This is a genomic window from Acinetobacter modestus, from assembly GCF_014636095.1.
In the GTDB taxonomy this organism is placed as follows: Bacteria; Pseudomonadota; Gammaproteobacteria; order Pseudomonadales; family Moraxellaceae; genus Acinetobacter; species Acinetobacter modestus.
Window position 1 is genome coordinate 52,481 of sequence record NZ_BMDV01000007.1, and the last position, 25,938, is coordinate 78,418.

General features: G+C 40.8%; 26 protein-coding genes. 22 read left to right on the forward strand and 4 right to left on the reverse strand.

Features of this window, described 5'->3' with window-relative positions:
• Nucleotides 1-12: 12 nt before the first annotated feature.
• Genes IEV17_RS14415 through galE form a run of 3 tightly spaced genes read left to right on the forward strand, consistent with a single transcriptional unit; the run spans nt 13 to nt 3,957 of the window.
• A complete protein-coding gene (locus IEV17_RS14415) occupies nt 13-1,272 on the forward strand; it encodes a nucleotide sugar dehydrogenase (protein ID WP_004665314.1) in 1,260 nt (419 codons plus the stop codon).
• 2 nt (nt 1,273-1,274) lie between these two features.
• On the forward strand, nt 1,275-2,948 hold the full coding sequence (gene pgi, locus IEV17_RS14420) for a glucose-6-phosphate isomerase (RefSeq protein ID WP_004665312.1): 1,674 nt from the start codon (nt 1,275-1,277) through the stop codon (nt 2,946-2,948).
• A complete protein-coding gene (gene galE / locus IEV17_RS14425; RefSeq protein ID WP_004665311.1) occupies nt 2,941-3,957 on the forward strand; it encodes a UDP-glucose 4-epimerase GalE in 1,017 nt (338 codons plus the stop codon). The genes pgi and galE overlap by 8 nt, the downstream gene beginning before the upstream one ends.
• A 51-nt stretch (nt 3,958-4,008) precedes the next feature.
• Here galE and IEV17_RS14430 read toward each other — a convergent pair whose 3' ends face one another.
• Both IEV17_RS14430 and IEV17_RS14435 read right to left on the reverse strand, forming a co-directional pair.
• Entirely contained in the window at nt 4,009-5,379 is a 1,371-nt protein-coding gene (locus IEV17_RS14430) for a phosphohexomutase domain-containing protein (RefSeq protein WP_004665307.1), read from the reverse strand.
• 236 nt (nt 5,380-5,615) lie between these two features.
• Nucleotides 5,616-6,821, reverse strand: coding sequence for an amino acid aminotransferase (locus IEV17_RS14435; protein WP_004665305.1), 1,206 nt, complete (start codon nt 6,819-6,821; stop codon nt 5,616-5,618).
• 443 nt (nt 6,822-7,264) lie between these two features.
• Between IEV17_RS14435 and IEV17_RS14440 the strand changes: the two genes are divergently transcribed.
• From IEV17_RS14440 to IEV17_RS14475, 8 genes are all read left to right on the forward strand, one after another.
• Entirely contained in the window at nt 7,265-7,975 is a 711-nt protein-coding gene (locus IEV17_RS14440; protein WP_004665303.1) for a GntR family transcriptional regulator, read from the forward strand.
• Nucleotides 7,968-8,849, forward strand: coding sequence for a methylisocitrate lyase (gene prpB, locus IEV17_RS14445; RefSeq protein ID WP_004665301.1), 882 nt, complete (start codon nt 7,968-7,970; stop codon nt 8,847-8,849). Before IEV17_RS14440 ends, prpB begins: the two co-directional genes overlap by 8 nt.
• Nucleotides 8,850-9,022: 173 nt before the next feature.
• The gene (gene prpC / locus IEV17_RS14450; RefSeq protein ID WP_004665300.1) at nt 9,023-10,180 is read left to right on the forward strand and encodes a bifunctional 2-methylcitrate synthase/citrate synthase; all 1,158 of its coding nucleotides are present in this window, start codon (nt 9,023-9,025) and stop codon (nt 10,178-10,180) included.
• Nucleotides 10,180-12,786, forward strand: coding sequence for a Fe/S-dependent 2-methylisocitrate dehydratase AcnD (acnD, locus tag IEV17_RS14455; RefSeq protein WP_004665298.1), 2,607 nt, complete (start codon nt 10,180-10,182; stop codon nt 12,784-12,786). The genes prpC and acnD overlap by 1 nt, the downstream gene beginning before the upstream one ends.
• A 77-nt stretch (nt 12,787-12,863) precedes the next feature.
• The gene (locus IEV17_RS14460) at nt 12,864-13,079 is read left to right on the forward strand and encodes a hypothetical protein (RefSeq protein WP_004665296.1); all 216 of its coding nucleotides are present in this window, start codon (nt 12,864-12,866) and stop codon (nt 13,077-13,079) included.
• Between the two features lie 12 nt (nt 13,080-13,091).
• Nucleotides 13,092-14,030 carry a hypothetical protein gene (locus IEV17_RS14465; RefSeq protein WP_004665294.1) on the forward strand — a complete coding sequence of 313 codons (939 nt, stop codon included), beginning with the start codon at nt 13,092-13,094 and terminating at the stop codon, nt 14,028-14,030.
• A 113-nt stretch (nt 14,031-14,143) separates the two neighbouring features.
• Nucleotides 14,144-14,287: a zinc ribbon-containing protein gene (locus tag IEV17_RS14470; RefSeq protein ID WP_004665293.1), complete on the forward strand. Its 144-nt coding sequence runs from the start codon at nt 14,144-14,146 to the stop codon at nt 14,285-14,287.
• A gap of 125 nt (nt 14,288-14,412) precedes the next feature.
• Nucleotides 14,413-14,997, forward strand: coding sequence for a DUF4126 domain-containing protein (locus tag IEV17_RS14475; RefSeq protein ID WP_004665290.1), 585 nt, complete (start codon nt 14,413-14,415; stop codon nt 14,995-14,997).
• Nucleotides 14,998-15,054: 57 nt separating this feature from the next.
• On the opposite strand, the gene IEV17_RS14480 is transcribed toward IEV17_RS14475, so the two are convergent.
• Nucleotides 15,055-15,414, reverse strand: coding sequence for an Mpo1-like protein (locus IEV17_RS14480; protein WP_034602114.1), 360 nt, complete (start codon nt 15,412-15,414; stop codon nt 15,055-15,057).
• Between the two features lie 68 nt (nt 15,415-15,482).
• Between IEV17_RS14480 and IEV17_RS14485 the strand changes: the two genes are divergently transcribed.
• The 7 genes from IEV17_RS14485 (at nt 15,483) to IEV17_RS14515 (ending at nt 20,869) form a co-directional block, all read left to right on the forward strand.
• Nucleotides 15,483-16,283: a helix-turn-helix transcriptional regulator gene (locus IEV17_RS14485; RefSeq protein WP_004665287.1), complete on the forward strand. Its 801-nt coding sequence runs from the start codon at nt 15,483-15,485 to the stop codon at nt 16,281-16,283.
• 120 nt (nt 16,284-16,403) lie between these two features.
• On the forward strand, nt 16,404-17,291 hold the full coding sequence (locus IEV17_RS14490) for a DMT family transporter (protein WP_004665278.1): 888 nt from the start codon (nt 16,404-16,406) through the stop codon (nt 17,289-17,291).
• A gap of 561 nt (nt 17,292-17,852) precedes the next feature.
• Entirely contained in the window at nt 17,853-18,305 is a 453-nt protein-coding gene (locus IEV17_RS14495; protein WP_004665277.1) for a hypothetical protein, read from the forward strand.
• Nucleotides 18,306-18,482: 177 nt separating this feature from the next.
• Complete coding sequence (locus IEV17_RS14500) at nt 18,483-19,148, forward strand: RluA family pseudouridine synthase (protein ID WP_004665276.1); 666 nt, start codon at nt 18,483-18,485, stop codon at nt 19,146-19,148.
• Nucleotides 19,149-19,250: 102 nt separating this feature from the next.
• Nucleotides 19,251-19,874: a class I SAM-dependent methyltransferase gene (locus tag IEV17_RS14505; protein ID WP_004665274.1), complete on the forward strand. Its 624-nt coding sequence runs from the start codon at nt 19,251-19,253 to the stop codon at nt 19,872-19,874.
• 11 nt (nt 19,875-19,885) lie between these two features.
• Nucleotides 19,886-20,389, forward strand: coding sequence for a GNAT family N-acetyltransferase (locus IEV17_RS14510; RefSeq protein ID WP_004665272.1), 504 nt, complete (start codon nt 19,886-19,888; stop codon nt 20,387-20,389).
• Nucleotides 20,390-20,500: 111 nt separating this feature from the next.
• Nucleotides 20,501-20,869, forward strand: a complete 369-nt coding sequence (locus tag IEV17_RS14515; protein WP_004665271.1) for a ribonuclease E inhibitor RraB — start codon at nt 20,501-20,503, stop codon at nt 20,867-20,869.
• A gap of 67 nt (nt 20,870-20,936) precedes the next feature.
• Here IEV17_RS14515 and IEV17_RS14520 read toward each other — a convergent pair whose 3' ends face one another.
• Complete coding sequence (locus IEV17_RS14520; protein WP_004665270.1) at nt 20,937-21,404, reverse strand: Lrp/AsnC ligand binding domain-containing protein; 468 nt, start codon at nt 21,402-21,404, stop codon at nt 20,937-20,939.
• Between the two features lie 136 nt (nt 21,405-21,540).
• Here IEV17_RS14520 and IEV17_RS14525 point away from each other — a divergent pair, with 136 nt between their 5' ends.
• The 4 genes from IEV17_RS14525 (at nt 21,541) to IEV17_RS14540 (ending at nt 25,922) form a co-directional block, all read left to right on the forward strand.
• Nucleotides 21,541-22,797 carry a D-amino acid dehydrogenase gene (locus IEV17_RS14525; RefSeq protein ID WP_004665268.1) on the forward strand — a complete coding sequence of 419 codons (1,257 nt, stop codon included), beginning with the start codon at nt 21,541-21,543 and terminating at the stop codon, nt 22,795-22,797.
• 24 nt (nt 22,798-22,821) lie between these two features.
• Nucleotides 22,822-23,925, forward strand: coding sequence for an alanine racemase (gene alr, locus IEV17_RS14530; RefSeq protein WP_004665267.1), 1,104 nt, complete (start codon nt 22,822-22,824; stop codon nt 23,923-23,925).
• Nucleotides 23,926-23,935: 10 nt separating this feature from the next.
• The gene (locus IEV17_RS14535) at nt 23,936-24,295 is read left to right on the forward strand and encodes a RidA family protein (RefSeq protein ID WP_004665264.1); all 360 of its coding nucleotides are present in this window, start codon (nt 23,936-23,938) and stop codon (nt 24,293-24,295) included.
• Between the two features lie 190 nt (nt 24,296-24,485).
• Nucleotides 24,486-25,922, forward strand: coding sequence for an amino acid permease (locus tag IEV17_RS14540; protein ID WP_004665261.1), 1,437 nt, complete (start codon nt 24,486-24,488; stop codon nt 25,920-25,922).
• The last annotated feature ends 16 nt before the right edge of the window (nt 25,923-25,938 follow it).

A 25,938-nucleotide genomic window follows, 5' to 3' on the forward strand; every position in this document is an offset into this window, starting at 1 on the left:
GGGCAAATATTGATGAAAGTTGCTATCTTTGGTAATACTTTATATGCAGGCGTGATGTCTGCATTATTGTCTGAATCTGGACATTTTGTATATTGGTGTTCCCACCCCAACCCAAATGAAAATGGTCAGCAATATTCTTTTCATGATGAAAGTGTCAGTCGTTTACTAGAAAAACAACTCAGTAGCGGTTTTCTAAATTATCGTCATTTTGAAGAGATTCCTTTAGACATTGACGCTTACTTATTTAGTTTTAATCAAACTCAAGAACAACAAGTTTTTCAATTACTGGCATCTTTAAAACAGCGACCGATTATTCATCCCAAGCTCATGATTAATACCTCGACTTTTGGTTTACAGGGTACTCAAAAGTTTAAGCAGATCTTGTCTGATGATGATTGGGTCTATTTACCAGATACCATCCAAGAGGGAAATGCCTTACAGAGTCTGACCCAAGCAAAGCAGTTGATTGTTGGATGTTCCCAAGCTGAAGTTCAAGTCAAAGTCAGAGAGCTTTTAAGACCGTTTTTTCCTTTGGAACAACAATATCTATTTATGCCGATTCTAGATGCTGAATTTACCAAACTCAGTATCTCAGGCATGTTGGCAACACGGATCAGCTATATCAATGATCTTGCTGTTGTGGCGGAAAAGTTGGGCATTGACATTGCTTCAGTACGTCAGGGAATGGCTGCCGATAATCGTATTGGTTCAGCTTATTTATCTCCAGGCGCAGGTTTTGGTGGGGAAAATTTCTCTCATGATATTTTGACATTGGCAAATACCGTTGCAAATACGGGAGTTAAGAGTCAATTGTTATCGCAGGTTTGGGAAATCAACGAACAACAAAAAGAGATCCTGTTTCGCAAACTATGGAATTATTACCATGGCGATTTGCAAGGTAAATCAATCGCAATCTGGGGAGCTTCCTTTAAGGAAAATACCTCAAGTATTCAGCAATCACCTATTCACCAAATGCTTGCAGCACTCTGGGCGCAAGGGGTAACGGTTCATCTTCATGATCCTCAAGCTTTAGATGAAATAAAGCTAATGTATGGTCAACGTGACGATCTGATTCTTTGTGAAAATCAGTATGATGCGGTAAAAAATGTGCATGGTCTTTGTGTACTTACGGCTTGGAAACAATATTGGAGTCCAGATTTCAAACAATTAATTGAGCTGATGCACCATCCTCTTATTTTGGATGGTCGCAATATTTATGATCCTGACTATGTCAAAGCACAAGGTTTTGTATATATGGGCGTGGGACGTTAAAGATGATCGAGCAGATTCAGCCTTTTGCTGTAAAAGAGCAGGCTTCCGTCGTGGAGCACCTGATATCTTTACAACAGCAATTTAAAGAGGTTTATCTAAATACATTATTTGCAGCAGATTCTGCACGCTTTAAACGTTTTTCGGTTGAGTATGACCAAATTGTTTTGGACTTTAGTAAGCATCGCATTGACCAGAATGTCTTAAATAGTTTAATAGAGCTGGCTCAGGCACAAGATTTAAACCAATGGATCAAAAGATTATTCTCATCTGAACAGATTAACTGCACAGAGCAACGTGCTGCGATGCATTGGGCATTACGTTTACCCAAGTCAAGTTCTGTGGTGTCTTCGGCTTGTCAAGATGTTCATCTGCAACTTGAGCGAATGAATGCCCTGGTTGAAAAAATCCATGCTGGACAGTATCGAGGTGCCACAGGTGAAGTGATTCAGGATGTCGTCAATATTGGCGTGGGTGGGTCTGATTTAGGCCCATTGATGGTTACGCATGCGCTTTCTGATTTTAAGGTAAAAACCGCCAAACCTTTAACAGTACATTTTGTTTCAACGATGGATGGGAGCCAGCTTTCTGAGCTACTGCATCAGCTTCGACCTGAGACGACTTTATTTATTATTTCTTCAAAATCGTTTGGTACGATTGATACTTTGTCGAATGCCCAAACAGTACGACAATGGTTGGAAAAAGCATTGGGGCATAATGACAAGATTCTGAAAAATCATTTTATCGGGGTTTCGACTAAGCCTGACAAGATGACAGAGTGGGGCATTGCTGCTGATAAACAGCTGTTGCTCTGGGATTGGGTTGGGGGGCGTTATTCCTTGTGGTCATGTATTGGTTTACCAATTGCCCTGACCATTGGCGTTGAAGGATTTAAGCAACTGTTAGCAGGGGCTTATGCAATTGACCAGCATTTTCAATCCGCACCATTTCAGCAGAATATTCCTGTTTTGATGGGGCTTTTAGGCGCGTGGAATAACAATTTTCTGGATATCCAGACCCATGCAGTTTTACCGTATGATGGCCGTCTCAAATATTTTGCAGCTTATTTGCAGCAGCTTGAAATGGAATCTAATGGTAAATCGATTCAACGCAATGGAGAAAAGGTCAGTTCAGCCACTTGCCCAATTGTGTGGGGAGAGGTTGGGCCCAATGCACAGCATGCCTTTTATCAGTTGCTGCATCAAGGTACGCACTCCGTCAGTTGTGACTTTATTGCCCCTGTGAAACGCTATAATGCTAATCAGTTTACCTATGCTGAAAGTGCAGAGGCCTTGGCTGAGCAGCATCATTTGGCTTTATCCAACTGTTTGGCACAGTCGCGCCTGTTGGCCTTTGGGAATCAAGCCTTGGCAGCAGATGAACTGGAAGATTTACCAACGTATAAACAATATGAAGGCAATCAACCCAGCTCCACTATTTTACTCAAAGAGCTGAATCCTTATAGCTTAGGGATGCTGATTGCGATGTATGAACATAAGGTTTTTGTGCAGTCGGTGTTGTGGAATATTAACCCCTTTGACCAATGGGGCGTTGAGAAAGGCAAAGAAATTGCCAATCAGCTGTTACCGATTTTGAACCGTGAACAGGATGATCTCTCTAAATTTGATGCATCAACACAAGGTTTGTTGAAAATATTATTAGGAAAAACAGATGGCTAAAATTTTAGTGACGGGTGGTGCGGGCTATATTGGCTCCCATACTTGTTTAGAGTTGCTTACTGCAGGTCACGAGGTGATTGTTTTCGATAACCTCTCAAACAGCTCAGATGAATCTTTAGGTCGAGTACAAGCATTAGCAAATAAAAGTTTGGTGTTTGTGCAGGGTGATATTCGCAATCAGGCTGAGTTAGATTCAGTTTTCCAAGACCATCAGATTGATGCGGTCATTCATTTTGCTGGTCTGAAAGCGGTTGGTGAAAGCCAGCAGATTCCATTGGCTTATTTTGATAATAATATTGCGGGTAGTATCCAGCTGGTCAAGGCGATGGAGCGCGCAGGTGTATTTAGCCTAGTATTCAGCTCATCTGCAACGGTTTATGACGAAGCCAATGTGTCGCCTTTGAATGAAGATATGCCAACAGGAATGCCAAATAACAATTATGGTTATACCAAACTGATTGTTGAGCAAATGCTGCAAAAACTGGCACAGGCAGATTCACGTTGGTCGATTGCTTTACTTCGTTATTTTAACCCTGTTGGTGCGCATAAAAGTGGTCAGATTGGTGAAGATCCGCAAGGAATTCCAAATAACTTAATGCCTTATGTCACACAAGTCGCAGTCGGTCGTCGCGAAAAATTGTCCATTTATGGCAATGATTATGACACTGTAGATGGTACTGGTGTTCGTGATTATATCCATGTGGTGGATCTGGCGAATGCTCATCTGTGTGCTTTGAATAATCGTTTATCTACACAAGGCTGTCGTGCTTGGAACATTGGCACAGGCAATGGCTCATCGGTATTACAAGTCAAAAATACCTTTGAGCAAGTCAATGGTGTGCCTGTTGCATTTGAATTTGCGCCACGTCGTGCAGGTGATGTTGCCACTTCATTTGCAGACAATACGCGTGCATTGAGCGAGCTCGGTTGGCAGCCTCAATATACCTTGGAAGATATGCTGGCGGATAGCTGGAATTGGCAGAAGCAGAATCCCAACGGCTTTAATTGAATGCTAGTCCAATAAAAAAGGAGCCATACGCTCCTTTTTTATTGGGCTAAATTAGCTTTCAATCAAAGCTGTTAATTCATTTACATAATGTTGCATCGGTTGTGGATTCTTATCAGCACGGCTTTCAATATTTAAACGAAGTAATGGTTCTGTATTCGACGCGCGGACATTCAAACGCCATGCACCAAAATCAAGGCTGACACCATCGGTATGATCAACCTGTGGATTCTGATCGGCATAATGATTAAAAATCTTTTGTACCGTTGCTTGTGTATCCGCTACTTTAAAATTGATTTCACCGCTACATGGAAATTTGGTAATCATATTCTCAACTAATGTTGAAAGTGATTGACCTGTTTCAGAGAGTAGGGCAATGGTGAGTAACCAAGGAATCATACCGCTATCACAATAAGCAAAGTCTCGGAAATAGTGGTGAGCACTCATTTCCCCACCGTAAACAGCATTGTGTTCGCGCATCACATCTTTAATAAAAGCATGTCCAGACTTTGATTGCACCGCGATACCCTGATATCGCTCTACGATATCAAAGGTATTCCATACTAGACGTGGGTCATGCACAATCTTCTCACCTGATTGTTTGATCAAGAATGCTTGTGCCAATAAGCCAACGATGTAATAACCTTCGATGAATTGACCTTTTTCATCGAATAGGAAGCAGCGGTCAAAGTCACCATCCCATGCAATGCCCATATCTGCATGGTGCGCAAGCACAGCATCACGGGTGCTGTCACGATTTTCAATTAAGATTGGATTTGGAATCCCATTTGGAAAAGTGCCATCTGCTTCATGATGAATTTTAATAAATTCAACTGGAATATTGAGTTCTTGAAATTTCTGTTCAATGGCATCAATCACATGACCTGCTGCACCATTGCCAGCATTTACCACCAGCTTGAGGGGTTTAATTTTTTGTGGATCAATATATGTTAATAGGTGATCGATAAACTCAGGCAAAACATTATAGTTTTCAGTTGAACCTTTCTGCTCAACTTCGATAAAAGTACCTGATTCAGCGAGAGCTTGGATGTCTTTTAAGCCTGTATCAGCACTGATTGGACGTGCATTTTCACGAACCAATTTCATGCCATTATAGTCCATTGGATTATGGCTCGCCGTGACTTCAATGCCGCCCTGAACATCAAGATGAAAAGCACCGAAATAGACTTCTTCAGTACCCGTCATGCCTAAATCTAGAACATTGACACCCGCATCATTGAGACCTCGAATGGTTGCTTGTTTTAACCCTTCGCTAGTCAAACGGATATCACAACCAATCACCACTTTTTTAGGTTGGTAGATTTGTCCGTATGCACGACCAATTTTATACGCGATTTCTTCATTCAATTCTGTGCCTAATTTTCCGCGAATATCGTAGGCTTTAAAGCAAGTCAGTTGAGTCATTTTGAGAAGGGCTATTTGTAGTTTGTTAATGTTTTGCAGTATACAAAGAGATAGAGGAGTTGAACATTCATAGATACACATTTAATGAGGCAGAGGTTTCTCTATGCTTGGGTTTAGTGGTCAATTTTTAAGTTAGATCGCTTCGATTTTATAAAAAATAAAAAAGGTTGTTTCACGTGAAACAACCTTTTTGATCCATAAAGCCTCCCTTTTAAAAGGGGAGATTTAGAGGGATTTTAAGCTGATTTTGCTAGAACTTCAGCCATTGCTGTGGCAACTTTATAAATATTATTCATATTTAAACCTGCAACGCAGATACGACCACTACGTACAAGGTAAATTGCATATTCTTCACGCAACGTATCGACTTGCTCACCTGTCAAACCTGTGTAGCTGAACATACCTTTTTGGTTTACAAGATAGCTAAAGTCACGGTCAGGAAGTGCTTTAGTCAGTTCATCTTTTAAGATGCTACGCATTTTGATAATACGCTCACGCATCTCTTTGACTTCGCCTTGCCATTGTTGATTTAGATCAGCGTCATTTAACACTTGATCAACCAACCATGCACCAGTTGTTGGTGGGCTAGAGTAGATACGTCGTACCGTTGCTTTTAACTGACCGAATGTGCATTTTGCTGCTTCAGCATCATCACACACGAAAGTTAAACCACCAACACGCTCACCATACAGTGAGAAAATTTTAGAGAACGAGTTGCTGACGATGAAGTTCAAACCAGCTTGATCTAAAGCACGAATTGCATAAGCATCTTGTTCCATGGTATCGCCAAAGCCTTGGTAAGCGATGTCAAGGAATGGAATCAAGTTACGCTCTTTTAATACAGCAATCACTTCATCCCACTGTGCTGGATTTAGATCCGCACCTGTTGGGTTGTGACAGCAAGGGTGTAATAACACGATGCTTTGCTCTGGCAAAGTTTTTAAAGTCGACAACATGCCGTCAAAATCAACGCCACGTGTTTCAGCATCGAAATATGGATAGTAGTTGCTCTTGATGCCAGCACCGTTAAAAATCGCAACATGGTTATCCCACGTTGGTTGGCTCACCCACACTTCTGAATTTGGGAAATAAGTTTTTAAGAAATCTGCACCAACTTTTAATGCACCTGAACCACCAAGAGTTTGGATGGTAGCAACACGACCTTGTTGAATAGCAGGGCTGTTTGCGCCAAACAATAGCGCTTGAATTGCGTCACGATAAGGCTTAAAGCCTTCCATTGGAAGATAAAGTTTGGTTTTATCATTTTTAGGTGCAATACGTTTTTGCGCTTCGATAATGGTATCAAGCTGAGGAACAATACTGTCTTCGTTATAGTACAAACCAATACTTAGATTAACCTTTTCAGCGCGTGGATCAGCATTAAACTGTTCCATTAAAGAGAGAATTGGGTCGCCTGCATAAGGTGGGATATGTTGAAACATTAACAATGTCCTTTTATTCAACAAGGTGCATGGATGTGTCTTGCGGAGCATGACTCCAGATGCCCAATAATGTACCAATAAAGCGCCTATGAAGCACGCTGTTATTTACATTTCTGGTGCAGTATTTACTTACAAAAATTCGTAGAAAATCGATCGATTATAAGGATTGTCTACAATCAAGCTGTCATACCATGGTCGTAGCATACGTAAGATAAATACTGGGAAAAATGCCTTGAATCAATCGAAATAAAGTACTTAAATTTTAGTAAGAGTATGTTTTATATATAATTATTTTATATTTTTAGTACCTTTTTTAGAACATTCTATTGTGAGGCAATCGAATAGTATTGACTGGATCAGTCTATTTTATTGTCGACAATCCTATTGCATTTTTTCTTATATCTCGTTATAAAATCATCAAAACTGTAGAGATTGTCGACAATATGCAAGATACCCTTGTTCCTCAAGCCATCAGCACAAGTCAGAGTATTACCCTGACGGAACATGTATTTAAGCAAATTCAATCAGCAATCGTGTTAGGACAAATTCCTGCGGGCAGCAAAATTTCAGAACCCGAGTTGGCACGTATTTACGGGATTAGTCGTGGTCCATTGCGTGAGGCGATACATCGTCTTGAAGGACAGAGATTGGTTGAGCGTACGGCACATGTCGGTGCGCGAGTTGTTTCCCTTTCTCTACAACAGTTTCAAGAACTCTATCAGATTCGCGCTTCGCTTGAGGGTTTAGCCTGTAAATTAGCAGCTCAGCATATTGATAAGAAACAAATTTTAGCATTGCGTGATGTGTTGCGGATGCATGCTGAAGATGAAAATTTTAAAGCAGGTAAGGGCTATTATCTGCAAGAAGGTCAAGACGATTTCCATTACTGCATTATTAAAAGCAGTGGTAATAAAACCCTCGAAAAAATGTTATGTGATGAGCTGTATCACCTCATCCGTATGTATCGAATTCAATTTTCAAATACCCCAGATCGACCAAGCAAAGCTTGGGATGAACATATCCGCATTTTAGATGCGATTGCAGAGGGTGATGGTGAGCTTGCTGAAATGCTAATGCACCGTCACATCAATGCATCCTACAAAATTGTTGAGCAAACATTGCTGCAAACCCAAGGAGAACATCAACATGGCTAAATCTGCTGGTCAGCTATTCCGCGACGCGGTCGCAAATGAAAAACCATTACAAGTGGTCGGTGCGATTAACGCCAACCATGCATTGTTAGCAAAACGTGCTGGCTATAAAGCTATTTATTTGTCAGGTGGTGGTGTTGCGGCAGGTTCGTTAGGTTTACCTGACTTGGGAATTAGCAACCTTGATGATGTATTGACCGATGTACGCCGTATTACGGATGTCTGTGATCTACCATTATTGGTTGATGTGGATACAGGTTTTGGTGCTTCAGCGTTTAATATTGCACGTACCACCAAGTCGATGATCAAGTTCGGTGCGGCAGCAATGCACATCGAAGACCAAGTTGGTGCTAAGCGTTGTGGACACCGTCCTAACAAAGCGATTGTTACGCAACAAGAAATGGTTGATCGTATCAAAGCGGCAGTGGATGCGCGTACTGATGAAAATTTTGTGATTATGGCACGTACCGATGCTTTAGCGGTTGAAGGCTTACAAGCAGCGATTGATCGCGCAGGTGCTTACATTGAAGCAGGTGCGGATATGTTATTCCCTGAAGCAATCACTGAATTGGCAATGTACAAGCAGTTTGCTGATCTGACCAAAGTTCCAGTATTAGCGAACATTACTGAATTTGGTTCTACACCATTGTTTACGACTGAAGAATTGGCTTCTGCGGATGTAAGCATTGCGTTATATCCACTTTCAGCATTCCGCGCGATGAACAAAGCAGCGGAAAATGTGTATGAGACTCTGCGTAAAGAAGGCACACAGAAGAACGTTGTTGACACCATGCAAACCCGTCAAGAATTGTATGAGCGCATTAACTACCATGCGTTTGAACAGTATCTTGATGGAACTTTTGCGAAGAATAAATAAGTTTAAAAATCTCCCCGCTTGCGAAACCATGTTCCTCATCTTTAAAAAAAGAGAGGAATAGCCTAAATCTTGGATGATTTAGGATGAGTGGAAAGCCCCTCTTTAGAAAGAGGGATTTAGGGAGATTATGAACTTTGTAAGTTTTAACCTAAGAATATAAAAAGGACAATCTTATGAGCAGTAATGAAACACCAGTCGGCTTCAAGCCAAAAAAATCAGTTGCATTAAGTGGTCAAGTTGCAGGCAATACTGCACTTTGTACCGTAGGTCGTAGTGGTAATGACTTGCACTACCGTGGTTACGACATTCTTGATCTTGCTGTGGGTAGCGAATTTGAAGAAGTTGCTCACTTATTGGTACATGGCAAACTGCCAAACAAAGCTGAGTTGAAAGCCTATAAAGCAAAACTTAAAGCACTTCGAGGCTTACCAGCAGCATTGAAAACTGCACTTGAGCAGTTACCGCCATCTGCACACCCAATGGATGTAATGCGTACAGGTGTGTCAGTTTTAGGTTGTTTAACGCCTGAACATGAAGACCACAATGAAGCAGGTGCAAAAGACATCGCTGACAAATTGATGGCAAGCTTGGGTTCAATGTTGTTGTATTGGTACCATTTCAGCAACAACGGTCGTCGTATCGAAGTTGAAACGAATGACGATTCAATTGCTGCGCATTTCCTCCATTTACTTCATGGCGAAGCGCCATCTGAAGAATGGATTCAAGCAATGCATACGTCTTTGATTTTGTATGCTGAGCATGAATTCAACGCTTCTACATTTACGTCACGTGTTGTTGCAGGTACAGGTTCAGACATGTATTCAGCAATTACAGGTGGTATTGGTGCGTTGCGTGGTCCAAAACATGGTGGTGCAAACGAAGTTGCATTCGTGATTCAACAACGTTATGACAACGCTGACGAAGCAGAAGCAGACATCCGTAGCCGCGTAGAGAAAAAAGAAGTGATCATCGGCTTTGGTCACCCTGTTTATACCATCTCTGATCCACGTAACGAAGTGATCAAGAAAGTTGCGTATGACCTTGCTGAAGCGCAAGAGAACAACAAGATGTACCTCATCGCTGAGCGTTTAGAGTCAGTGATGAAAGAAGTGAAGAACATGTTCCCGAACCTAGATTGGTTTAGTGCAGTAAGCTATCACTTGATGGGTGTTCCAACGGCAATGTTCACTCCATTATTCGTAATCGCTCGTACAGCGGGTTGGTCAGCACATGTGATTGAACAACGTCAAGACGGTAAGATCATTCGCCCAAGCGCGAACTACACTGGTCCTGAAAACCTAGAATTCAAACCATTGGCGGAGCGTGGTTAATGTCAAATCAATACCGTAAACCGCTGGCAGGTACCCAGCTCGAATACTATGACGTGCGTCAAGCCGTTGAAGACATTCAGCCAGGCGCATATGAAACTTTGCCATACACTTCGAAAGTGTTGGCAGAACAGCTTGTGCGTAAAGCTGATGCAGAAAATTTAACTGATTATTTAACGCAATTGATCGAACGCCGTCAGGACTTGGATTTTCCTTGGTATCCTGCGCGCGTGGTGTGTCATGACATCTTAGGTCAAACGGCATTAGTTGATCTTGCAGGCTTGCGTGATGCGATTGCTGAAAAAGGTGGTGACCCATCTAAAGTCAATCCAGTGGTTCCAACTCAGTTGATCGTGGATCACTCTTTGGCGGTGGAGTTTGGTGGTTTTGATCCTGACGCGTTTGAGAAAAACCGCGCGATTGAAGATCGTCGTAACGAAGATCGTTTCCACTTTATTGAGTGGACGAAAACTGCTTTTAAAAATGTTGACGTGATCCCTGCGGGCAACGGCATCATGCATCAAATCAACTTGGAGAAAATGTCTCCAGTAATTCAAAACCGTGATGGCTTGGCTTTCCCTGATACCTGTGTTGGTACAGATTCTCACACACCACATACCGATGCGCTTGGCGTAATTTCAATTGGCGTAGGTGGTTTAGAAGCTGAAAACGTCATGCTCGGTCGTGCATCGTGGATGCGCCTACCTGACATTATTGGTGTTGAGTTTGTTGGTCAGCGTCAAGCAGGCATCACAGCGACGGATATCGTATTGGCACTCACTGAATTCTTGCGTAAAGAACGTGTCGTTGGTGCATACCTTGAGTTCTTCGGTGAAGGCGCAGACACCATGTCGATTGGTGACCGTGCAACCATCTCGAACATGACACCTGAATACGGTGCAACGGCTGCGATGTTCTACATCGACCAAAACACGATTGATTATTTACGCCTGACAGGTCGTGAAGATGCACAAGTGGCATTGGTTGAGCAATACGCAAAAGAAATCGGCCTTTGGGCATCGGATATGACCAAAGCGCAGTACCCACGTGTACTCCGTTTCGATCTTTCAACAGTCACTCGTAACATTGCAGGTCCATCAAACCCACATGCACGTGTATCTACTGCTGACTTGAAAGAAAAAGGTATCGCAGGTGTTGTTGAAAACCGTACTGATGGTTTAATGCCTGATGGCGCGATCATCATTGCTGCGATCACGTCTTGTACCAATACCTCAAACCCACGTAACACGGTGGCAGCAGGTCTATTGGCACGTAAAGCCAATGAACTTGGTTTAGTGCGTAAACCTTGGGTGAAATCTTCATTTGCACCAGGTTCTAAAGCGGCTGCACTTTATCTTGAAGAAGCTGGCGTACTGAAAGACCTAGAGAAACTTGGTTTTGGTATCGTGGCGTATGCATGTACTACATGTAACGGGATGTCAGGTGCGCTTGATCCAGTGATTCAACAAGAAATCATTGACCGTGATTTGTATGCGACAGCGGTACTTTCGGGTAACCGTAACTTCGATGGTCGTATCCATCCTTATGCAAAACAAGCGTTCTTGGCATCGCCTCCACTTGTTGTCGCGTATGCGATTGCAGGGACAATTCGTTTTGACATCGAAAAAGATTCATTGGGTACAGACAAAGACGGTAATCCAATTTACCTGAAAGATATCTGGCCATCTGATGCTGAAATCGATGCACTGGTAAAAGAAGCTGTGAAGCCTGAACAATTCCGTAAAGTCTACATTCCAATGTTTGACCTCGGTGAAGTTGAGCAAGCGGAAAGCCCACTTTACGACTGGCGTCCTATGAGTACTTACATTCGTCGTCCGCCGTATTGGGAAGGGGCGTTGGCTGCACCACGTACTTTGACCAACATGCGTCCGCTTGCAATTTTAGGTGATAACATCACGACTGACCATTTATCGCCTTCCAATGCGATCATGATGGATTCGGCTGCGGGTGAATACCTACACAAAATGGGCGTACCTGAAGAAGACTTCAACTCATACGCGACACATCGTGGTGACCATTTGACCGCACAACGTGCAACATTTGCTAACCCGAAATTGTTTAATGAAATGGTGGTTCGTTCTGACGGCACGATTAAACAAGGTTCAAAAGCACGTGTAGAGCCTGAAGGCGAAGTGATGCGTATGTGGGAAGCGATTGAAACTTACATGAACCGTAAGCAACCGTTGATCATTGTTGCAGGTGCGGATTATGGTCAAGGTTCAAGCCGTGACTGGGCAGCGAAAGGTGTTCGTCTTGCAGGTGTTGAAGCGATCGTGGCTGAAGGTTTTGAGCGTATTCACCGTACTAACTTAGTGGGTATGGGGGTGTTACCGCTTGAGTTTAAACCAGGTGTGAACCGTAAAACGTTGAAGTTAGATGGTACTGAGCTTTATAGCGTGATTGGTAATATCTCACCGCGTTCGACTTTGACTTTAGTAATTGAGCGTTCAACTGCTGATGGTAAAGAAGAAATTCTTGAAGTGCCTGTAACTTGCCGTTTAGATACAGAAGAAGAAGTTTCTGTATATGAAGCGGGTGGTGTACTTCAGCGCTTTGCACAAGACTTTTTAGAAGGTCAAGTGGCTTAATACTTTAGCTAAAAGTAATTGATATTGTTTAAAAAAGACCCTATCTTGATGATGGGGTTTTTTTATAGAGAATAATAATGGAAAGATATTTAGATTTAGATGGTGATTCTGGAATCCTTGCATATGAAATTGGTGAAACTTATATAAGGGTAAAGTTTGATAGAACATTTAAAATTTATACTTATAGTTATCAAAGTGCTGGAGTTAATAATGTCGAAGAGATGAAAAGATTAGCTAGACATGGCGATGGTTTAAACTCTTATATTAAGTTAAATGCAAATAACCTTTACTAAAAATAAAAAATTATGAAATTCAAAAGTAAAAATTTAAGAGAAATTGCTGAATGTATTATTGGTGATAAAAATTACTTTGATTATAAAAGTAGTCGATATATTTCAGAGTTTTTTGAAGATTGTGGCTTACCCTTTACGCATGATGGTTCAACACGTTGGGCTTGGACATCAGACAGATTGGCAGAACTGTTGGAAGAGTCTTGTCCTCCAAATGCATTGCCACCAACGTTTGTACATGTATTAAGAGCTTTAATGCATAAATCTGATGCGACAGAAGATGATCCTGAACGTATAAATGCCTTAATTGAATTAAATAAGCCTTTAAGTAGAGAAGGGTATGAGGCTTTTTACGGTACAGACAATAATTTATATATTAAAAATTTACATAATAATCAGACTATAAAACCTGTTGAAAATCCACATAGAATATTTTCTGAAATTGAGATTAAAAAAAGAGAGCGATTAATAAGTTATTTGGATATGTGCTCTGAGGATCAACTTATAGAAAATGTATTATTGCCATTATTTCGAATTTTGGGCTTTCAGCGAATTACTGTGGCTGGACACAAAGATAAAGCACTCGAGTATGGAAAAGATATTTGGATGAAATTTATATTACCAACACAGCACATAATTTATTTTGGTATACAAGTTAAGAAAGGAAAGCTTGATTCATCAGGAGTGACAAAAACAGGCAATCATAATATTGCTGAAATCTACAATCAGACGACTATGATGTTAGGTCATGAAATTTTTGATCCTGAAACAAATAAAAGAGTTTTAGTTGATCATGCCTATATTATTGCTGGTGGTGAGATAACAAAAGCCGCTAGAAATTGGCTGGGAGGCAAATTAGATGCTCATAAGAGAAGCCAAATCATTTTTATGGATAGAGAAGATATTTTAAATTTATTTACTGTTAACTCGATTGATGTACCTGAAATAATTTAGGTAATAAGTATTTTAACCTTTCCGCCATCACCATTTGTCAGAAAGGTCAATAAATAATCAAAACTATCACGCTATAGTATATGAACCATTTCTAAAATCTATGGAGAACAAAGATGGTTACTGCTGGCGAAAGACCTGGAACTGGCTTCTATTTTTGTGTCCAATGCGGACATCGCACCTATTTAGAAATTGGTACTGATCGTTTACCTCCGTGTACCAAATGCCTTGGCAATCAATTCAACAGTAAGAATGCCTAAGCCGCAAACACCAAACAGTTATCCACTGTTTTGATGAAAGCCCTGTCACTCGATAGGGCTTTTTTGTTACTGTAAAATATGAAATAACAAGATAGCGATATCTGACAAAAATAAGGAAAACCCAGATGGAAACAATATTAGGACTTTGTATCGGCGTAGGATTAAGCGCAGCCTGTGGTTTTCGTGTCTTTGTTCCTTTATTGGTGATGAGCATTGCAACCCTGATGGGCTGGTATGAACCTGCAAAAGGCTTTGAATGGTTAGCGATCCCTACTGTATGCGCGGCACTTGGATTTGCAACCATCTGTGAAATCGCAGCTTACTATGTGCCGTGGGTCGATAATCTCTTAGATACCATCGCCACACCTGCTGCTGTAGTGGCAGGCACACTCAGTACGATGGCAGTCAGTAGTGGAGAAATGTCACAGTTTGCAACGTGGGCAGCCGCGCTGATCGTGGGTGGCGGAACAGCAGGTGTGGTGCAAATGAGTACGGTAGCTGCACGAGGTGTCTCAACAGCAACCACTGGTGGACTGGGGAATTTTGTAGTGGCAACAGGTGAGTTGATTGGCTCAATTGTCTTGTCGATCTTGGCATTTGTGATGCCTGTTGTGATTACGGTATTTGTGATTATTCTCGTGATTGTGGTCGCACGTTGGGTGAGCCAAAAAAGCAAGAAAAGATCAGTCATTCAACATCGTGAGTTTTAAATTCAGTAGAATCAGGAAACTTAGACCTAATTTTATAATCTAAGTTTCCTAAATGTATTACCATTTCACACGTTTTAATAAGATATCTTTATACATAATAAAATCGCAGGCGAGGCTAAAGAATGGCTGCTTAAAGGTTGCAGGTTTATTATGCTCATAAAAGAAATGACCCACCCAAGCAAAGCCATATCCGACTACAGGTAAAGCCCAAAGTAATTTGGCATTTCCAGTCACAACAGATGCAGCAGCTATACCGATCACACAGCTTGTCCCCACGAAATGCAGACGACGACAAGTCGCATTTTCATGTTGCGAAAGATAAAAAGGATAAAATTCAGCAAGGGTTTTATAACGAACTTCACTGGCTTCCATCTGCACAGTATTGTTTTTCATCAGTTCTTGAGTATTGTGAGACATACGACTATTCCTTTCGTTTAAAGTCGTCTTCATTTTGAACACTCCAACCGAAATGGTCTTGAACGAATATGCTATCTCAACACACGGAATTAGACTCGATCACACCGCATAAAAGCTTGGTCTATGCGTGGGATGGCGTGATTGTGTATGTGACTCAAGATCATTTGAATAAAGCACACGCGCATTTTCCAGCACTATTACAAATCGGTTTGGGCACTGCTTTTGCATTGGCTGTTGAAGATCAGCCTGCGAACTATCATGAAATTGTGGTGATGGCACCCAATATTAGCCACAGTACCGATTCACAGAATCAACCTTATATTGCAATTCTGATCGATCCTGATCATGTACTTTATGCTTATCTGCATCCTTTATTGAATGGACAGACATTTAATTCATTATCTGCTGATCGACTTCAATCTTTTCAAAAACAGTTTCAGCAATTGATGACTGCTCAACTCTGCTTAGAACAAGTAAAGCAATTGCTGATGGATGTGTTATTGGTACTCAATCCTCAGCCATTAGTGGCTTTGCCGTGGGATCAACGGATTCAACTCGCATGTGAATACATCAAACGCTGTGTACCCCATCAAATTCCAACCATCGCAGATGTTGCGTTACAGGTTGGACTATCAGAGTCACGCTTGATGCATCTGTTTAGTCAGCAACTCGGACTATCTATGCGGCAATATATCTTGTGGTTGCGTATCTGTTATGCCATCAAGCTGTGGATGCAAGGCAAAACTTTGATTGAAATAGCGCTTGAATCAGGCTTTTCAGATCAAGCACATTTCACCCGAACTTTACGCCGTATGGTGGATTTTGCTCCATCGATGCTGAAAGCCAATACCTTGTTTATGAGTGCTTGATGATTTAAGTGTAAAGCACTTTTTCACCTTGAAAATAATCTATTTTTTCCTAAGCAATGCTCGAAAAATCACAATGAAGCGAGTAAATTACACACACATTTTGATAGTGCGTTGGCGTTTATGGCATTTACTTGGATTCTATTCACGATCATGGCTGCATTTATGCAGGCGTGGCGCAACGCATTTCAAAAACAGCTCAGTACCACAGTCGATGCGTATGGTACGACATTGGCTCGATTTATCTTTTCTCCGATTTTTGCGTTTAGTTACTTAGCATTCCTTTATCTGCATCAACCTGTCACTGCTCAAGTCCATTTTTCCAATATATTCTGGCTTTACGTGGTGATTGCAGGAATCAGCCAAATTTTTGCGACAGCTTTGATGGTGAAACTATTTCAACAAAAGAATTATGCGATTGGTATCGGGTTGGCTAAAAGTGAAGCGATTTTGGCAGCCTTGATTGCAGTGGTTTTTCTACAGGAACGGTTGACCACATGGGGCTGGGTTGGCGTGCTGATTGGAGCAATCGCAGTTTTTTTATTGAGTAAAGGTCGACATAGTACGCAACTTTCCTTTAATACTTTAATCATTGGTTTAGGCAGTGGTTTATGTTTTGCCATTACTTCACTTCTGGTACGTGAAGCTAGTTTAGAGCTGAGCATGTTGCCATTTTTGCATCGTGCAGGATGGGTGTTGTGCAGTTTGATTAGTTTTCAGTGCATCGCATTATTGCTGTATTTGGGAATCTTTAGTCGCAGTACGCTGTATAACATGTGGCAACGTCTTGGTCTGACCTTTCGTGTGAGTGTTTGCAGTTTTTTAGCATCTGTGGGATGGTTCAGTGCCATGAGTATGCAAACTGTGGCGATAGTGAAAACACTGGGTCAGGTCGAAATTCTATTTAGCTTACTGATCTCAGCATTTTTCTTTAAAGAAAAGTTAGCAAAGACGGATCATTTAGGGTTATGGCTGGTAATTGTGGCAGCTATTATGGTGATCTGGGCATAAATTTAGGTTTTAAATGAAAAAATACACATCTAAATTGGAATATATTGAAATTTAAATGAGCTATTTTTTATTGAAATGGAAAATAATTCTGATTGTGACATGAGATATGCGAAATTATTTCATTAGTGGCGAAAAATACCAGTTTTTAGGAAAACAATCCCGCACTGATCTGCCTAAACTATGTCTCAAGGGTGTGAAAGGGATCGAAAAGAGTAGCATGCACCGATGCTTATAAAGCAAGTGTGTACAAACCCAAAAGGTCTCGATTCGGCTTAGGACGCTATAGATCAAAAGTCTATAGGCAAAGGTTATGGCTTATAAAGTCATAGGTGTTGAAGTAAACAACATGTTTTCCCTTGATACCCTAAAAAATTTAATATAAACAGAATATGACCAATCAGATATAAATAATAAAAACCCGATCAATGAATTTAAATGTAAGTGTGAAATAGGTCTTAGAATATTTATTTTTTGAATATAAACTCCTATTTTTATAATAAAAAACAAAATGATATAATTGAAACTAGAAAATTGATCATATTGGAAGAGGTCATAAAAATAATGAAAGAATTCGATCTTAAAATACGTTATCCGCATCAAACTAATCGAAATGAAGCTGATCATTTGGGTGCTTTTGATTTAGAAACGATCGTTGCTCGTTTCGATGAGATGGGATGGCGTCAGCAATTGGTTCGTCAGTTACAGCTAGATGGTGCAAGTACCAGCTTTATTGTACGAGATGATTACACTGAACAAACCTTACGCATCACAATAGATGCCTTTTCACAAACACAGCAGCTTGAATTTAAATTAGAAAGCGATATTCCGGTGTTTATTCCTAAAAAAGATTTATTCGGATTGGTGACACGTAAGAGTAAAGACACGATTTCTTTTAATCATTTAACGTTGAGTCGTGCGAAAGAATATTTGATTACTTTTTTAAATCGAGACATTGCAACTTTAGAGCAGCTGTATAAAGACAGTTTAAATAAAGCGATAAAAACAGCATCATAAAAATATACGAGTTAATGTCGCAACAATAATAATCAAAACAGGCAACGGCATTAACTCTAGACATCTTCAATAACATTTCAATAAAACGAGTTCTCTGTTCAGGATTTCATCTCAAAATTCGTTTTTGGCTGAGAACTCGCTATAATTGCTCCGCTTTATTTAGAACGTTTACTGCTCATGCCCCTAAATGACAACTTTATTTATCTGCCGCCGCAAGATCCACTTGAGATGATCTATGAAGATGAAGATTTAGTGGTGATTAATAAGCCAGCAGGGCTATTGTCGGTCATGGGGCGTTTGCCTGAACATCAAGATAGTGCGTATTTGCGCGTTTTAGCACAATATCCTTCTGCTAAAGTGACACATCGTTTAGATATGGCAACATCAGGATTGTTGATGTTCGCAAAGCATAGAGATGCTGAAGTTGCGATTAGCAAAATGTTCCAAGCACGAACGGTTAAGAAATATTATGTGGCACTTGTAAAAGGACAGATTCAGCAAGACGGCAGTGTGGAAGTGCCCTTGATTACAGATTGGGAAAATCGCCCTCGTCAGATGGTGCATTTTGAATTGGGAAAGCCTGCCAAAACGCTATTCCAATCGATTGAGTATGATGTGACAACAGATCAAAGCAGAGTGCGTTTAGAACCAGTGACAGGACGCTCACATCAGCTTCGTGTACATATGATGCATATTGGACATCCCATTATGGGCGATAAACTTTATCATCCTGAACCTGCCAAATTCCATTTTAAACGTATGGCATTGCATGCCACCTATCTTGCTTTTCAACATCCGTTAAAACAATCTGCAATCGAGCTTGAGTCGGTAGTTCCTTTTTAAAGTTACCCACACCAGCATTCTCAAAGAAAAGTATAGTATGGCTAGCCAATTTTGAAGATTTATAATAGATTATAAAATCATATAATGTTTTTGAGCCTTTGAATGAACCAAGACTTAGTAAGGCATTGGCAAAATATTTACACCGCTAAACAACCCACTGAACTAAGTTGGTTTCAGGCTGAAGCAGAAACCTCATTGCAATTAATTGAATCTGCACGTTTAACTGCCGATGCACAGATCATTGATGTGGGTGGTGGGGCTTCTGTGTTGGTTGATCATTTACTGATGCAAGGATTTGAACACATCACCGTTTTAGATTTGGCTGAAGCTGCTCTCCAGCGAAGTCAGCAACGTCTAGGCGTAAATGCAGATCAAGTAAATTGGCTTGTAGCAAATGTATTAGATGTTAACTTTAGCGCAGCGCAGTTTGATTTATGGCATGATCGTGCAGTTTTCCATTTCTTAATTAAGGAGCAGGATAGACAGCAATATTTAGCACAGGTGTTACATGCGTTGAAATCAGGTGCCTATCTAGCAATCTCCACTTTTGCAGAAGATGGCGCATTAAAATGTAGTGGCTTGGATGTACAGCGCTATAGTCCGCAGCAGCTCATTGATTTTTTTGGATCAATTGAATTTGACGTGATTCATCAAGGCAAAGCACTTCATATGACCCCAGCAGGAAATCAGCAAAAATTTAGTTATGTGCTTTTGCAGAAAAAATAAGGAGTCGTATTTTGACGATCTTTTATAGCATAGACATATTGCAATGGTCTGAGCTATCGGATTTAAACCAAAATCAATTAAAAGAATTATTACTTAGTGCTGACCCAGATTGGCAACACGTTCTTAGCTATCTGCCAGATGTCAGCTTATTTATCATGTTCAATCAGCAGCAGGATGTGATTGCAGAACTTTGTTTATTGCAGTGCAATCACGATGAGTTTGAAATTAAAAATTTAAGTGTCAGACAAGATCATCAAGGTTTGGGTTTAGCCAAATTATTAATCAGTCATGCAATTGAGTATGTGAAAAAATCTTTAGGAAGCAAAGTTTGGGTTAAAACTGGAAATTCTAGCCTTAATCAACTAGCGCTTTATCAAAAATGTGGTTTTCGTATGTCGCATATTCAACGAGATGTATTTAAATCCTATCCTGAACCGATTTATGAGCAAGGTATTCGCTGTATTGATCAGGTGGTGCTGTCAATTCAATTGGATGAGATGGATGCGAGTAGTTAAAAATTTCTATCCTTTTTTGATGATAATATAATTGTTGCGTCTAAAAACTGACATAAAAATAGGTTAATCTATAGCCAATAATGAAATCAAAACATAACAAAGGATATTGATATGACACGCGACTATGAACAATTTCCAGACAATGATAATGGTAATGTCTTGTGGCAGATGGTTGAAGATGGGAATGATCTCACTGAGCCACATGAAGTTGAATTTTCGATTGTGTTTGAAAAACAAGAGCAAGTTGAAAAATGTGCACTCCATCTGTTGCACCAAGAACAAAAGATCTCACTTTATCAAGAAGAGTTACACTCAGATGGTTCAGATATGTGGGTGTTGAATATCCATATTAATATGATGCTTGAATACGATGATATTGCAGACTTAGAAGAGTGGATGACACGTATTGCACAAGAGTTTGATGGTGAATATGACGGTTGGGGTTGTATGAGCTATATCTATGATGATGAAGACGAGTAATCATACCTATTCAGCCTGCATCTGCAGGCTGAAACATTTTTAATCGTTGGTAGGACGCAATTTAATCTTATTTACTCACATCCAAATAAAGACTTTCTTTGACTTCTTCCATCACGACATAGCTATGTGAAGATGCCGAAGCAGGCAGCTTTTTAAGTAAATCACCTAATAATCGTCGATAGGCACTCATTTCTTTTAGTCTTGCTTTGACTAAATAATCAAACTCTCCTGAGATCAAATGACATTCCAAAACTTCGGGAATATCAACAAGGTCACGTGCAACTTGATCAAAAACATCACCAGATTTGGCTGAAAGTTTAATTTCTAAAAATACCAAAAGACTGCGGTCAACATGGGCAGGATTGAGCCGTGCGTAATAACCCATGATGATCCCTTCACGCTCTAAGCGTTTAACACGTTCTGAACACGGGGTTGTGGACAAATTGACACGTGAAGCCAGCTCACTAATCGCAATCCGACCTTCACGTTGCAGAATATCTAAAATCAGGCGATCAATACGGTCTAATTTACGCATAGATTATTCCCTTTTATTTTAATTTTTTCACGACGAAAACATGAAATTACCTAGATTATAAGCATAAAAATAGTGAAAAAAACTATTGATGCAAAAATATACTAGTTAAATAAACTAGTGTGCGTGAGGGATTGTTATGCGCGTCATCGTCTTAGGAAGTGGTGTTATTGGTGTAGCAAGTGCTTATTACCTTGCACAGCAAGGTGCTCAAGTGACTGTGCTTGATCGTCAATCGGGTCCTGCCAAGGAAACCAGCTTTGGTAATGCAGGGCAAATTTCCCCAGGATATTCGACACCGTGGGCAGCGCCAGGAATTCCTTTTAAAGCAGTTAAATGGATGTTTCAACATCATGCACCACTAGCCATTAATATTGACGGCAGTATGTGGCAGTTACAGTGGATGGCTCAAATGCTGAAAAACTGTAATCCACAAAGCTATGCAGTGAACAAAGAGCGCATGATGCGTGTTGCGGAATATAGCCGTGACTGTCTGCGTGATCTAAGAACAAAAACCGGCATTAATTATGAAAATCGTTCTAGAGGTACGTTGCAAGTATTCCGTAATGACGCTCAGCTAGAGGCGGTCCAACGTGATATTCAAGTACTCAAAGAATGTGGTGTGGATTTCGATTTACTTAATGCACAAGAGTTAGCGCGTGTGGAACCTGCTTTAGCACATACCGATAGATTAGTGGGTGGTTTACATTTGCCAAATGATGAGACAGGTGATTGTTATTTATTCACCAATGCCTTGGCAAAACTGGCACAAGATTTGGGTGTGGAGTTTAAGTTTGATCAGAATGTTGAAAACTTAATTGTTGAAGGTGATGAAATTAAAGGCGTCATGGTCAATGGAGCAGTTTTAACAGCCGACCGTTTTGTTCTTGCTTTTGGTAGTTATTCTCGTGACTTCCTCAAACCATTGGCGCTCAATTTGCCTGTATATCCAGTGAAGGGCTATTCATTAACAATTCCAATTGTTGATCCTGCACTTGCACCACAATCCACCGTTTTAGATGAAACTTACAAAGTTGCGATTACACGTTTTGATCAACGTATTCGTGTTGGTGGTATGGCGGAATTGAGTGGTTTTAATCTGGGCTTGAATGAAGACCGTCGTGCCACTTTAGAAATGGTGACTCAAGATTTATTCCCCGGTGGTGATTTACAGCAAGCTTCGTTCTGGACGGGCTTACGTCCAATGACACCTGATAGTACCCCGATTATCGGTGCGACTCAGTATAAGAATTTATTCTTGAATACTGGACATGGCACTTTAGGTTGGACGATGGCATGCGGTTCAGGAAAATTAATTAGTGATCTGGTGATGAATCATCGCCCAGATATTAGTACGGATGGTTTGTCCATTCAGCGCTATTCACACGCAGCATAATTACAGCGTACAAGGAAGTTTATTATGCCTCGCCCAATTATTGCGGTCATCCATACTCAGGCTTTGCGTCAAAACCTCGAGATTGTGAGAGCTAGTGTTCCAGATAGTAAGGTGTTTGCTGTAGTCAAAGCCAATGCTTACGGACATGGTATTGAACGTGTTTATGAATCATTTAAAACAGCAGACGGTTTTGCTTTACTGGATATTGAAGAAGCAAAACGACTACGAGCACTCGGTTGGGCAGGACCTATTCTACTGCTCGAAGGGATTTTCGCTCCTCAAGATTTATTTGATTGTGTCCAGTATCAACTCAGTTTTACCATTCACAATGAGCAACAAGTTGAGTGGGTGCAGCAGCACATTTACCCAGCACAGTTTGATATTTTCTTAAAAATGAACAGTGGTATGAACCGATTAGGTTTCAAGCCACAACAATACCGCAAAGTCTGGCAGCATCTGCAACGCCTTAATCATGTTGCTAAAATCACCCATATGACGCATTTCTCTGATGCAGATGGGGAGCGTTTTGATCAAGCTGGCGTGGACTATCAACTCACAGAATTTGAAAGCACCATTCAAGATTTACCTGGGGAAAGATCGGTGAGCAATAGTGCCGCCATCCTCAGATATTCATCTCAACTACACTCCGATTATGTCCGTGGCGGCATCATGCTGTATGGAAGCTCTCCCGACTATCCTCAGCATAGTATTCAAGATTGGGGGCTTGCGCCGACCATGAGTTTGCGTAGTGAACTGATTGCAATCCAACAGTTAAATGCCAATGAAAGTGTGGGCTATGGCTCGAATTTTGTCGCTGCGCATGCGATGACCATTGGCATTGTGGCGTGTGGCTATGCAGATGGTTATCAGCGTATTTCTCCTACAGGCACCCCTGTTTTAGTCAATGGAATTCGTACTCGAACTATTGGACGAGTCAGCATGGATATGTTGGCAGTTTATTTAACGCCAGTACCGAATGCTGAGATTGGCAGTGAAGTTGTACTTTGGGGAACCTCCAAAACAGGACAAATTCTATCCATTGATGATGTTGCAGCAGCCTCAGGCACAGTTGGCTATGAACTCATGTGTGGTGTAACTGCACGAGTTCCATTTATCACTCAAGACTAAGGAAGTCATCATGTCACATTCAGATATCCAGAAAATCAATAGCACCGAAGTGATGAGTGCTGTCACCGTCTTTAATCAAGTGGTGTATTTATCAGGACAAGTCCCTAAAAATCCAGATTTAGATATTGAGGGGCAAACGAGAGATATTCTTGCAACGATTGAACAGTTACTTGCTTTAGCAAATAGTGATAAATCGCGTTTACTTTCAGTTCAACTTTTTCTCAAAGACCTTGCTGATTTTCCAAAGGTGAATGCGATTTATGTGGATTGGTTAAAAGACAGTGTTGCACCATCGCGTGCCACCATTCAAGCCGATTTGGTCAATCCAAAATGGCTGATTGAAATTGCAGTTATTGCAGCACAAAAATAAAGCGATCAGCTTTATTTTTGTTTAAATAGGCTTAAAAACAAGAAAATTCACGTATTCGTAATCGCCAAAATGGATTCAGATACGTATTTTCGAGTAATCAAAATAGATCCGTTATTTAAAAAGACAGCTGGCTAAGCTCATAAATTATCGGCGGATTTATTTTAGGAAATAGTAAAAAGGAACTTTTATTATGACGGTGATTCAAAATCAGTCAGAGGACGAACAAGCGCCTCAAGACTTACAACGGAAACTTTCCAATCGCCATTTGCAATTGATTGCGATCGGTGGTGCGATTGGTACAGGACTCTTTATGGGTTCAGGTAAAACGATCTCCCTTGCAGGCCCATCTATTCTGTTCATTTATATGATCATTGGTGGGATGTTCTTTTTCCTGATGCGTGCATTAGGAGAGTTATTACTAGCAAACTTACAGTACAAATCTTTTGTAGATATGGCACATGATCTGATTGGTCCATGGGCCGGTTATTATTTGGGTTGGACTTATTGGCTAGGTTGGGTTTTGGTCGGTATCGCTGACTTAGCGGCTGTGATTAATTATCTTGGCTTTTGGTTGCCTGACGGCACAACCTTTACACCAATTGGCCAAGCGATGATTAGTGCGGGCTGTGTCTTATTTGTCTTAGCATTGAATTTGCTTACAGTCAAATTGTTTGGTGAAGTCGAATTTTGGTTTGCTTTAATCAAAATTTTGGCAATTATGGGATTAATCGCTGTTGGCGGTTATATGATTTTCAGCCATTTTGTTGCGCCACATGGCACCGTTGCTTCATTTAGTAATATTTGGTCGCACGATGGGATGTTCCCCAAAGGTTTAGATGGCTTCTTAGCAGGATTCCAAATCGCAGTTTTTGCTTTTGTTGGTGTGGAGTTAATCGGAACAACAGCCGCTGAAACCAAAGATCCTCACAAGAACTTACCCAAGGCGATTAATGCTATTCCGATTCGTATTATTTTGTTCTATGTCTTGGCTTTACTCGTGGTGATGTCTGTGACACCTTGGGATCATATTCGTGCGGATAAAAGTCCTTTTGTTGAATTGTTCTTAAATGCAGGGATTGTCACCTCTGCGATTATCATGAATCTTGTGGTGTTATCTTCGGTGATGTCATCCATGAATAGTGGTGTGTTCTCAACGAGTCGGATGTTATTTGGTTTATCGAAAGATGGTCAGGCGCCTAATGCTTTTGGTCGGTTATCAAAGAGTGCTGTTCCAGCCAATGGTTTAATCTTCTCTTGTGTATTCATCATGGGGGGCGCGGTACTACAATACTTCGTGCCAAACACGATTGAAGCATTTACCTTAGCAAGCTCTTTATGCGTGATTCTATTTATCAGCGTCTGGAGTCTGATTATGGTGTGTTATATCCGCTACCGTAAGTTACGTCCTGAATTACATGCCCAATCAACATTCAAAATGCCGGGTGGGGTGTTCATGTCTTATGTCGTGATCGCATTCTTGATGTTTACTTTAGTGATTTTGGCGCTTGAACCCGATACCTTGAAAGCCTTATACATTAGTCCGTTATGGATTTTGATTTTAAGCGTGACTTATCGTGTGCTATATAAACCGAGAATGCGCCGATTAGATGAAAAGTCAGTCGCTTAGTCAGATAGATTGACCG

Coding starts and splice junctions, on each gene's coding strand:
- IEV17_RS14415 (WP_004665314.1), top strand. CDS start 13: ATGAAAGTTGCTATCTTTGGTAATACTTTATATGCAGGCGTGATGTCT.
- pgi (WP_004665312.1), top strand. CDS start 1,275: ATGATCGAGCAGATTCAGCCTTTTGCTGTAAAAGAGCAGGCTTCCGTC.
- galE (WP_004665311.1), top strand. CDS start 2,941: ATGGCTAAAATTTTAGTGACGGGTGGTGCGGGCTATATTGGCTCCCAT.
- IEV17_RS14430 (WP_004665307.1), bottom strand. CDS start 5,379: ATGACTCAACTGACTTGCTTTAAAGCCTACGATATTCGCGGAAAATTA.
- IEV17_RS14435 (WP_004665305.1), bottom strand. CDS start 6,821: ATGTTTCAACATATCCCACCTTATGCAGGCGACCCAATTCTCTCTTTA.
- IEV17_RS14440 (WP_004665303.1), top strand. CDS start 7,265: ATGCAAGATACCCTTGTTCCTCAAGCCATCAGCACAAGTCAGAGTATT.
- prpB (WP_004665301.1), top strand. CDS start 7,968: ATGGCTAAATCTGCTGGTCAGCTATTCCGCGACGCGGTCGCAAATGAA.
- prpC (WP_004665300.1), top strand. CDS start 9,023: ATGAGCAGTAATGAAACACCAGTCGGCTTCAAGCCAAAAAAATCAGTT.
- acnD (WP_004665298.1), top strand. CDS start 10,180: ATGTCAAATCAATACCGTAAACCGCTGGCAGGTACCCAGCTCGAATAC.
- IEV17_RS14460 (WP_004665296.1), top strand. CDS start 12,864: ATGGAAAGATATTTAGATTTAGATGGTGATTCTGGAATCCTTGCATAT.
- IEV17_RS14465 (WP_004665294.1), top strand. CDS start 13,092: ATGAAATTCAAAAGTAAAAATTTAAGAGAAATTGCTGAATGTATTATT.
- IEV17_RS14470 (WP_004665293.1), top strand. CDS start 14,144: ATGGTTACTGCTGGCGAAAGACCTGGAACTGGCTTCTATTTTTGTGTC.
- IEV17_RS14475 (WP_004665290.1), top strand. CDS start 14,413: ATGGAAACAATATTAGGACTTTGTATCGGCGTAGGATTAAGCGCAGCC.
- IEV17_RS14480 (WP_034602114.1), bottom strand. CDS start 15,414: ATGTCTCACAATACTCAAGAACTGATGAAAAACAATACTGTGCAGATG.
- IEV17_RS14485 (WP_004665287.1), top strand. CDS start 15,483: ATGCTATCTCAACACACGGAATTAGACTCGATCACACCGCATAAAAGC.
- IEV17_RS14490 (WP_004665278.1), top strand. CDS start 16,404: ATGGCATTTACTTGGATTCTATTCACGATCATGGCTGCATTTATGCAG.
- IEV17_RS14495 (WP_004665277.1), top strand. CDS start 17,853: ATGAAAGAATTCGATCTTAAAATACGTTATCCGCATCAAACTAATCGA.
- IEV17_RS14500 (WP_004665276.1), top strand. CDS start 18,483: ATGCCCCTAAATGACAACTTTATTTATCTGCCGCCGCAAGATCCACTT.
- IEV17_RS14505 (WP_004665274.1), top strand. CDS start 19,251: ATGAACCAAGACTTAGTAAGGCATTGGCAAAATATTTACACCGCTAAA.
- IEV17_RS14515 (WP_004665271.1), top strand. CDS start 20,501: ATGACACGCGACTATGAACAATTTCCAGACAATGATAATGGTAATGTC.
- IEV17_RS14520 (WP_004665270.1), bottom strand. CDS start 21,404: ATGCGTAAATTAGACCGTATTGATCGCCTGATTTTAGATATTCTGCAA.
- IEV17_RS14525 (WP_004665268.1), top strand. CDS start 21,541: ATGCGCGTCATCGTCTTAGGAAGTGGTGTTATTGGTGTAGCAAGTGCT.
- alr (WP_004665267.1), top strand. CDS start 22,822: ATGCCTCGCCCAATTATTGCGGTCATCCATACTCAGGCTTTGCGTCAA.
- IEV17_RS14535 (WP_004665264.1), top strand. CDS start 23,936: ATGTCACATTCAGATATCCAGAAAATCAATAGCACCGAAGTGATGAGT.
- IEV17_RS14540 (WP_004665261.1), top strand. CDS start 24,486: ATGACGGTGATTCAAAATCAGTCAGAGGACGAACAAGCGCCTCAAGAC.